At 35.2% G+C, this 10,027-nt stretch carries 10 protein-coding genes; 8 read left to right on the forward strand and 2 right to left on the reverse strand.

Annotated elements, in window-relative coordinates; translation table 11 throughout:
- The first annotated feature begins 12 nt into the window (after window positions 1–12).
- Together CWD90_RS08885 and CWD90_RS08890 are read left to right on the forward strand one after the other, a co-directional pair.
- On the forward strand, window positions 13–2,394 hold the full coding sequence (locus CWD90_RS08885) for an outer membrane beta-barrel family protein (RefSeq protein WP_103475608.1): 2,382 nt from the start codon (window positions 13–15) through the stop codon (window positions 2,392–2,394).
- Window positions 2,395–2,799: 405 nt separating this feature from the next.
- On the forward strand, window positions 2,800–3,252 hold the full coding sequence (locus tag CWD90_RS08890) for a ferritin-like domain-containing protein (protein ID WP_103475585.1): 453 nt from the start codon (window positions 2,800–2,802) through the stop codon (window positions 3,250–3,252).
- Window positions 3,253–3,378: 126 nt separating this feature from the next.
- On the opposite strand, the gene hpf is transcribed toward CWD90_RS08890, so the two are convergent.
- A complete protein-coding gene (gene hpf / locus CWD90_RS08895) occupies window positions 3,379–3,681 on the reverse strand; it encodes a ribosome hibernation-promoting factor, HPF/YfiA family (protein ID WP_103475586.1) in 303 nt (100 codons plus the stop codon).
- 339 nt (window positions 3,682–4,020) lie between these two features.
- Window positions 4,021–4,395, reverse strand: coding sequence for a hypothetical protein (locus CWD90_RS08900; protein ID WP_103475587.1), 375 nt, complete (start codon window positions 4,393–4,395; stop codon window positions 4,021–4,023).
- A gap of 380 nt (window positions 4,396–4,775) precedes the next feature.
- On the opposite strand from CWD90_RS08900, the gene CWD90_RS08905 reads away from it, so the two are divergent.
- From CWD90_RS08905 to CWD90_RS08925, 6 genes are all read left to right on the forward strand, one after another.
- The gene (locus CWD90_RS08905; RefSeq protein ID WP_103475588.1) at window positions 4,776–5,993 is read left to right on the forward strand and encodes a site-specific integrase; all 1,218 of its coding nucleotides are present in this window, start codon (window positions 4,776–4,778) and stop codon (window positions 5,991–5,993) included.
- A 24-nt stretch (window positions 5,994–6,017) separates the two neighbouring features.
- Complete coding sequence (locus CWD90_RS23000; RefSeq protein WP_157941183.1) at window positions 6,018–6,167, forward strand: hypothetical protein; 150 nt, start codon at window positions 6,018–6,020, stop codon at window positions 6,165–6,167.
- Between the two features lie 396 nt (window positions 6,168–6,563).
- Complete coding sequence (locus tag CWD90_RS08910; protein WP_103475589.1) at window positions 6,564–7,013, forward strand: hypothetical protein; 450 nt, start codon at window positions 6,564–6,566, stop codon at window positions 7,011–7,013.
- A 349-nt stretch (window positions 7,014–7,362) separates the two neighbouring features.
- A complete protein-coding gene (locus CWD90_RS08915; RefSeq protein WP_103475590.1) occupies window positions 7,363–7,878 on the forward strand; it encodes a hypothetical protein in 516 nt (171 codons plus the stop codon).
- Window positions 7,875–8,237, forward strand: coding sequence for a KTSC domain-containing protein (locus CWD90_RS23700; protein ID WP_103475591.1), 363 nt, complete (start codon window positions 7,875–7,877; stop codon window positions 8,235–8,237). The genes CWD90_RS08915 and CWD90_RS23700 overlap by 4 nt, the downstream gene beginning before the upstream one ends.
- Window positions 8,238–8,460: 223 nt before the next feature.
- On the forward strand, window positions 8,461–8,886 hold the full coding sequence (locus CWD90_RS08925; RefSeq protein WP_103475592.1) for a hypothetical protein: 426 nt from the start codon (window positions 8,461–8,463) through the stop codon (window positions 8,884–8,886).
- Window positions 8,887–10,027 lie beyond the last annotated feature (1,141 nt).

Here is a 10,027-nt window from a genome sequence, read left to right on the forward strand (position 1 = left end):
ATGAAGGAAGTCATGAAAAAAAATTTGGCACAAATGTTAATTGTAGTTATGCTAATTCTCTTTAGCACCACGGCCAAGGCACAGAATACTACCCTAACCATAAAGGGAACGGTAGTGGAAGAGTCCAGTGGGCAGCCAATTTCCTTTGCTACTGTAATGGTCGCCGACAACGAAACCAAGAAGCCCATAGTAGGTACCACGACATTGGATGACGGAAGTTTTTCTTTTGAGACCACTGCTTCAGATTTTTATATTGAGGTTAGTTTTCTGGGATTTAAGACCAAAACTTTTGGAGCACCACCAACACCAGGTAAAACTATAAATTTAGGTAACGTATCGCTCTCCGAGGATGCGGAGCAATTACAGGAAGTAGTGGTACAAGGCGAAGTTTCGCGTACAGAATTTAAGTTGGACAAACGGGTTTTTAACGTGGGGAAAGATCTTAGTACAACAGGAGCAAGTGCCTTGGAAGTTTTAAATAACGTTCCCTCTGTTAACGTTAACATAGAAGGGCGGATAAGTCTACGGGGGAGTCAGGGCGTTCAGATACTCATCAATGGTAAACCATCCATAATTGCTAGTGATGAGGGTAATGCACTAGGTACCATAACTGCCGATATGATCGAAAAAATAGAAGTTATGACCAATCCCTCTGCCAAATACGATGCAGAAGGGACATCAGGTATTATCAATATTGTTCTTAAAAAAGAGGAGCGTAAGGGACTCAATGGTTCTATTTCGGTGAATACTGGAGCTCCTGATAGCCATAGTGTTGGGGTAAGCTTAAATAGAAGAACTGAGAATTTTAACCTTTTTACCCAATTGGGAATAGGTCTTCGCGATATGCCGAACGATCTTGAAACCCGAAACGTAGATTTGGAAAACAACACCACCATTCTTAGTAATGGTACAGAGTACCGAAATGAAACCTATTATAATATAGTCCTTGGAACAGACTATCATATAAATGACTACAACGTTTTAACGCTTTCAGGGAACTTTGCTCTAGAAATAGAAGACCAGCCATCGAATACCAATTTTATGGCGCTCGACGCTAATAATTCCACTACGTCTGAATGGCAACGTAACGAAGTTACGGAGGCCACAAATCCAAAACTTCAGTACGAATTGCAATATAAAAAGGAGTTCGAAAATAATGAGGACCATACACTTCTTTTTAGTGGCTTGGGAAATTTCTTTGGAAAGGATCAATCTTCCGAATTTTTTAACACCACTATTTCTGGGGATGATAATGATAGCAGACAGAAAACTAGAACAGATTTCAAAGAAGCCATATTTACGTTTAAATTGGATTACACCAACCCAATAACAGAAGAATGGACTCTTGAGACCGGAGCCCAATATGTTTTTAACGATGTAAGCAATGATTACGAAGTAAATAACTTTAGCGGCGGATCCTTTGTTAATGACCCAGGACTAACCAACGTTTTTGAGTTTGACCAAAAGGTTCTTGGCCTATACGGTACGGGCTCTTACGAAGGAAAGAAATGGGGGATTAAAGGAGGATTACGTTTAGAAGAGACAGACCAAAATACCTTGCTTGTTACAACAAACTCAACCAATGGTCAAAGCTATAGCAACTTTTTTCCAAGTTTACATTCTTCCTATAAATTTAGTGATAGGGTGTCATTGCAGGCTGGATACTCCAAGCGTATATACCGCCCTAGAATGTGGGATTTAAACCCCTTTTTCAACATTCGGAACAACTACAGTGTACGCCAAGGAAATCCTGAATTACAGCCAGAGTTTACGGATTCCTATGAAATAACAAGTATTTACATTCTAGGCTCAGCAAGCATAAATTTTGGAGTATATCATAGGTATACCACGGATGTAATTGAAAGGATAACCACCTTTGAGAACAACGTAAGTACTTTTAAACCTGAGAACATTGGAGTCAATAAGGCAACAGGAGTGGAGTTCAACGCAAAATATAGTCCAGCAAAATGGCTCACTCTAAACGGCGATTTTAATTATAATCAATTTAAAAGAGATGGTATTTTCGAAACCACTGTTTTTGATTTCAATAATGACCAATGGACTTCTAAGCTAATGACCAAAATTAAATTTCCAGCGGATATCGATTTAGAGATGACCGGCAATTACGAATCCAGTTACCAAACCGTACAAAGTAATGTTAGTGACAACCTGTATATGGATCTTGGAATTAGAAAGAGTATGCTTAAAGGTAAGGCCGTTATTAATTTAAGCATAAGAGATGTTTTTGCCTCTAGGGTTGATGAGAGCCAAATTGCCCAAGCAGACTACGAAGTGTATAATCGCCGTCAGCGAGGGAGGTTTTTAGCATTAGGGTTTAGTTATGGTTTTGGTAAGGGAGAGGCCATGCAATACTCTGGACAGCGCAGGAGATAGGATTAGTTATTTTAGCCTTCAAAACATACTAAACACAAAACAGTATTTCCATGTATGCCCTGTAGTATGAAAACCGCTTTATGCTTAGACAAAAAAAACCATGGAGTTAAAGTATTAAATCGCCTCATTTCTACAACGTATAACCATTTCTAACCCACATTATCTTCTCCTCTTAAAGGGTTATATCGAATATTTACCGTAAAACTTTTTCCCTAATCTCCACCTATAAAAGAAGAGAAAACCTAGGTCCTTATAGGGAGGGTCGTTAAAAATTTCCAAATTATTTCATTGAAGTTAAGGCAAAGTCTATTAGGGTCAATCTTCCACCAACGGGTTTAGTATATTGAAATCATAATATGTCAACCGGTAGGCATATCGTATATAGTTACCGTTAAAATATAAATTATGAATAAGGATATTGAAAAAATAGAGGGCAAGATAAAGGATGTCATCACAAAAAATGAAGATGCCGTAAAAGGTTTTGAAAATGCGGCAGAAAATGCCAAGGAAGTAGGTATACAAAATTACTTTGAAAATAAAGCTACGGAAAGAAGGATGTTTATATCAACTTTAAAGAATTCCTCTCCCGAACTTAAATTGGGAGATAACGAGATTGATGGAAGTGCAGCAGGTACCGCACATCGTGCTTGGATGGATATTAAGGCATTTTTTTCTGGTGATAACGACGAGTCCATGTTGGAAGAGGCAGTGAGGGGAGACAAATCAGCTATTGAAGAATATAATGAGGTTTTGGCCGAGGTTCTAGTCCCACATAGGGTAAAAGAAATTCTACGGGAACAACGCGATGCCATTCAGAACGATTTGGAAACATCTAAAATCCTTGAAGATTTCAGGTAGTTATTCACTTTACTAAAAACAAAGAACCCTTATCTAAAAGGGTTTTTTTGTGCCGAGTTTAGTTTTAATTACCAACTATTCAAAACAGGTTTCTAAGCCCCGCTAACACCTTCAACGACAATAAGTTTAATAGTCCTGCTTCTTTTCTTTTCGCTTACGCAATTGTCGCTCTAGGTCGTTCACAGACTCCGCGATGGAACTTTCAAAATTATCATGACTCGCTTCGGCAAACAATCGTGGTCCCGGGAGACTCAATCTAATATTGCAGATTTTTCCAGTTTCATCAGAAGATGTATTTTCCTCCTTGAAGAAGACATCGGCTCGTATGACCATTGCATACTTTTCCCCTAATTTTTCAAGTTTCTCTTTTGCCAATTTCTCCAAACTGGCACTACCAGCCACATCGTGATATTCATATATAATGTCCATAATATTTATTTAGCTAATCAATTCTAGTTGGATTTTGCAATGCTCGTTTTATTTGTCAATAAGCATTAATCCCATTGGTTATTTATTATCCCGAAATGTACGGACCAATAATGGCATGGGGTGCTTTAATCGGTTATAGGATGACCCCAATGCATTTCAATGAGTCTGAAAACAAAATATTATATTTTATTGAGTACAGTTTTATAAGGGACCTGGACCTATCAGGAAATCATACTATAATTAGTGTGTAGCAGTCATAAATCTTTTTAATGCTGATAAATCCTGCTTCTTCTGCTAATCCTTAACAATGGCGAGCTTCGTAAATTTTATTCTATAACCTTATGATTGTTCTTTCTTAGTTAAAGACCATTCCATAATTTCCTTGCGTATCTCTTCTGGGCTACGTTGTCTTCTTTTTGCTATGCTATCGATTATCTTATTAAAACTTCCTTTTTCATATTCGGTATCTACTTCCTTTACAGCAGGGTAATGGGAAAGATATTCATCCCGCACTGCCAACCATTGCGCTTCCAAACGCGTATCAAGTTTCATATCTACCCCTCCATTATTAACGGGTTTTCCCAAATCCTCATCTGAATTTCCAATGGATTCTGTCTCATGGTAATCCTGACTTAGACCATGGTTTTGTGGAACATCGTTTTCCAAACCTTGGAAAGACTTTTCATTATCTTGATTCTTTCTTTCTGTAGTCATGCGAAAATATATTTGATTAATATTCCTTGAAAAGATAAAACTACAAAATGACCACTATTAAGCTTGCTCATATGGACTTATAACTAACCTCAAAACCGTATTACGGCATAATATCAAAGCGGCGCAGATATACAATATGCTTTAAATAAAAAAATCCAACCTATTTTCATAAGTTGAATTTTTTTGTTTGCCACCCTCTTGGGCTCGAACCAAGGACCCTCTGATTAACAGCCTCAAAAGTAGTGGTTTCATCTAACGTCATTTGTCTTCTTATAGTCTGATTATCAATATTTTATGAAAATTTATTTTGTATTTGGTAATATAATTTTTACATTTAATAGCCCATTTGTTGTACCTATGTTGTACCCAAATCAAGTCAAATGATAACTATTAAGATTGTTCAACGGAAGAAAAAATTAACTGATGGATTGTATCCCATCTTTTTGCGAATTACTAAAGATAGACAATCCAAATTTTATAAAACTCCGTTTAGCTCAACTATTTCAGAATGGACAACCTCCACCGGCACATTTAATAAAAAGAAAAATAATCATTTTCAAAATAACCGATTGCTGGTAAAAATTAAAGATCGCGCTTATAAGATTGCCACTGACCTTGAAGTAGAAAATCCTGACTATACTTTACAGGATTTCGATAAGCGATATAGAATTACTTTCAACCCTGTAAGTAATGATGTATTTGCCTTTTTTGATGAAATCATTGAGGAGATGACGTTTGCAGGACGTATCGGAAATGCGAAGTCCTATAAAGATGCAAAAACTTCCATTCAAATTTTTCATAAAATCAAGAAACTAAATTTTAGAGAGGTAAATTCTGCTTTTTTAAGTAAGTATGATGCCTTTCTTCGCTCCCGCGGTGGCACGGATGGTGGCGTCGGTGTAAAAATGCGTGCCATAAGGGCGTTGTATAATAAAGCTATAGCGCGTGGTGTAATAAAGGAAAATCTATATCCATTTAAAACCTATAAAATATCAAGGCTAAGAGGCAAAGGTTTTAAACGTGCATTGGATTATGAAGAGATCATCCGTATTATCAATTTAAATTTGTCTGACCACCCACATTTAATCAATACCAGAAATTACTTTGTTTTTAGCTTCTATACCAGGGGAATGAACTTTGCGGATATGATGTGCTTGGAATGGAAAGATGTAGAAGCTAATGTCATCTATTACACCAGAGCGAAGACCAAAGGAAACTTCTCCATAGCCATTATGCCCCCTGTTCAGAAAATATTGGACTATTATCGAGAACATGGTTATGGTAACAAATATGTACTTCCCCTGCTTTTTCGCGAAGACTATACCCCCACCCAACTCGCTGATCGGAAACATAAAATGTTGGGTATTTATAATATAGAACTCAAGGAAGTGGCCAAATTATGTAATATTACAAAAAACGTTAGCAGTTACGTGGCCCGGCATAGTTTTGCCAATTGCCTCAAGCAAAAAGGTGTGGCTACGGATGTCATTAGCGAATCCTTAGGGCATCAGAATTTAGCTGTTACTCAAGCCTACCTTAAAGAGTTGGATACTGATATTGTGGACAAAGCGCTTGAAGTGCTGTTACAACCCGAATAAAAATAGTAGATTAAATAAGAGGATATGGCGGACATAGTAACTACATATATAAAATCATTATTACGACAAATTGTATTATATGTTGATTATTTTAAAGTGTTCAGTGACAATGAACATTCAAAATCATTGAACGGTAAGTTTTTCCTAAATACAGGACTATCCCATAATGTGTAAATGGCTTTACCCTTCCAAAACGGTTATTAATTTGCTCTTCTAAATCTCTTTTAATCATTTTTAGGGATTACACTCCCTGAATATTAGTTCAATTTAGGTCAGGTTCAGACTGGAATCTTACCAAAAACTTAGCGCCTATATCCTATTCTATTTTTGTAGTGTTCGGGAAGATAATCGTTAGACAAAAACCGCAGAGGGCACACATGCTTAGATAAATTTGGGACGATATTCCTCTTTTGTTCAAGTTAACCTTGCTTTGGCAAGTAAAAAGGATGGAAACTGGCGGTAAGCTAGTAAATGTTTTCAATTTTTGTTCGGTAAAAATATTTGAAGTTTCATGTTTATTATATCACTTTTACAAAGAATTATAAATTTTAAATCTAAAACCATTCTTTAATGACCACCACTAAACTTGAAAAAACTATTTACTCCTTATTCGAAGCACTGGAAAAAGAAATTCCCAGGTTTCAAAACAGTCCTGAAGATTGGGAAATTTGTAATGGGAATGTAGCTATCTGTATCATCTCGGAAGATGGCAAAGTTTATGGAAAGTTATTTGGAACAGATAAAATAGAACAAAGGGAAATCTTTAGGATTGCCTGGCAAAAAGCGAGTCAGGTGTGGATTACTGGTCATAATACAGGAGATTATGAAAAGATTGTTTTTGGGGGCACTATGGACCCTGAAGATGCCCCTATAGAACTTCCCGACCTTATTGGCTGGGTTGGTGGACAATTAATCCAATTAGACGATGAGAGTCGCATTTCTGTAGGATTTAGTGGTTTTCAAGGTTTTAATGATATCGGTATCGTTCAGACAGCATTGAAAAAGGTTTTGGCCGAATAGTGAAAAACTTGAATAAGTTTATTGCCCTTTTGCCACCAATTTCATATACCTGGCAATAATCTCCTGAAAGGACAAGGAAGATAAAAAAACGTAATACAACGGATATTATCAGTTTTCATCTAATAAGAAAATACAAATGTAATATTCTCTATTTTAGAATTTTCATAACAAACTCTTCGTTATACTATCCCTTCTAATTGCACGAATAAAATTATTATATAATAAGAAGATTAATAGCACGTTAAATTTCAATAATATTCTCATTAACCGCTTTTTATCAGTATTGTTATAATGGATATTTAATTATAAGTTATAATATCTTACGGTGTAAAACATTTAAATCCAACCTATGAAACAGTTATTTAGCAAAATTGGCACTGGAATTTTTATAGTATTCTGGCTTTTTTTAGGCCTAAAAGGATGCGTTAATAAAGTTTACAGTTTAAAAGATATTGCTGTTTATGAAGACGTAAATGAAAATGGAGAATCAAATAAAGTATATTTTATTCCAAGCAATAAGATAATAGTTAAAAAACAATATCAAGAACAATTTGAATATGCTGTATTTCAAGTTCGAGGAACTGATGCAACTCATTATTTTGGACCTTTTTATAATAAAGGAGAAAACCTATTGGGTATAAGAACTTTCTTTGACGCAAATGAAGTCTGGAAACTAGAAATGGAGATAACGGACAAAAAAGGCAACCTATTAGAAACTACTTTTGATGATATTGGCGATAGCCATAGAAATACTTTAGTCATAAAAGATAATTCGATTGAATTCGGCGATTACGAGTATAAAAAACTATGGCCATCGGAAGAAGATTTAGAACTTATTACTAAAGTTAAGACAGAATCGAAATGATTAAGTATTTTAAATTAATCATTTTATCTTTTTCACTCTTCCTTTTAAATTCTTGTATTGGGCAAGACTGTAGTAGAATAGATAAAACTTTTGGCACCTACCAAAATGCTTTAAAAATTATAAAATCATCGGATTTCAACCTTATTGATGATTGCAACACAAGCAGAAGCTCTTGGATATACAATGCTGAATATTTTTCGTGTGATGGCAAGACTGGATTTTTAATAATCGAAACTAAATCGCGAACATATATACACGAAAAAGTGCCAATTGAAATATGGAACGAATTCAAAAAAGCTGAATCTTTTGGTAAGTATTATAATCTAAATTTAAAAAGTCGATTCGGATTAATATTGTGAGAAATACCGTTTTATCATCGATGCTATAACAAGTAGGGTAGAAAGTGCTAAAATCATTTGCTCAGACGTGTTTGCGAAGACCGAAACCTTTTGAATTTGACTTTTAGAAAACAAAATACATAAGCTTTGGGCAAGGGCCTAAGCGAAAAGGTAATTGCCCATCACCTGTTCTAATTGTCATAGCCAAAACCTTTATTATCGTGCAAAACAACATATAATAAAAATGAAAATAATTAAATGGATATTATTTCTGCCCTTGGCAATTATTACATCTATAATTTGTGATTCACTCCTTCACAAACTGCACGCATTGATATCAAATTTCTGGGATTCCGTAGGGTCATATTCAAGTTACGGAAATGGAGGCACTTCAAAAGATCAACTTGTACTCATTCTGGGATATTACTTGATTCCTGCTATATCATTTTATATTGCAGGGACAGTAGCGGTCTGGGTTGTGCCGAATAGAATAAAGCTTGCTGCCATTATCTTCTTTTCATTCACTATAATAGCATCATTAGTGAGCGTAGCTTACGGGCAAACCTCGATTATGGCATGTATAGCGGCAATTGTGGGTGCAGGAATCCTTCTATTTCAACTGAATAAAAATGATAACTTACCCTCCGGAAACTCATCCAAACAATTGTAATTCTTGAGTAGAAGAGTAGTATACGCCCTAAGCAGTGGCTCCCATGAAAATCTCTAGCCCAGTTCCTTAAATTTTATTTTTTATTAAGTCCTTAACTATTGATTTTAGGGAGTTGGAATGTGCCAATTACGGAACAGCTAATTTCTTATTTGCTGAGATAAATTTTGGTCTGAATTAATTAAACTTAAGTCTCCAAGTGGAACCCTTAGGAAAAATTGATATTTTCAACATTAAATTTCCAATCATAGAAACAACCACCAAAGTTACCGAAGTAAATTCCTTTCCAGAGGAGACATTAACGGAAATGAACTTTAATAACTAGAAATCGTAACCTATAAACAAGGAAAAAAATCCATTACAATAGAAAACCCGTCGAAAGCATAAATTAATAAACCCAAATTGAAACGAGCCCTCTTGGGTCAAGATGCCTTGGAATATTTGATGGCCAAGGTATTCAATAAAAACAAGTAGTATATGCATCAGCTACTACCATTATGTGGCAGTAGTTAGCCTATGGTTAAGGTGTGGCTATGCTGTGGCTAAAATAAGTCGTTACTCAATTGCCAACATAATACATACACCTATAAAATACTAATTTTAAAGTAGTTAAAACTAATTTAACTATTAGGGTATTCATAATGGTCCTGTGGTTAGTATGGTAATAAAAATCATTGATTTTCGAACCCCAGTGAAAGTGAATTATAGACATCCAAAAAAACGCATTACAACGAATATTACTTGAATACGGGTGGCAAACATTTTCAAAACCTAATATTAGGTATCCTAGAGGGGTCATAGCAAACACTTGGTTGTAGCATTCCAATATGTACACCAACAAAAATTACTGAGAATTATAGGATTTACAATACACTAAAATGCAATAAAGTTACGTTTAGTTGACTTTTGGTCTAGTTAAAGTATATTAACAAATTATTATATTTCTCATAACAACAATTTGAACAAATAATGACGAGAACATTAATTAAAGTACTACTATTATTCACCTTCGTTTTTAGTGGATATTCTATAGATACTGACCCCCCATTCTAGTGATGTTGACCCCTCTTGCTATTTTGGTTTACAAAAGATAAGACATGACAATATTACAGTTTTTTTCTAAGACTATTTCCTTTGAGTTCAA

The organism is Arenibacter catalasegens (assembly GCF_002909235.1).
GTDB classification, from domain to species: Bacteria; Bacteroidota; Bacteroidia; order Flavobacteriales; family Flavobacteriaceae; genus Arenibacter; species Arenibacter catalasegens.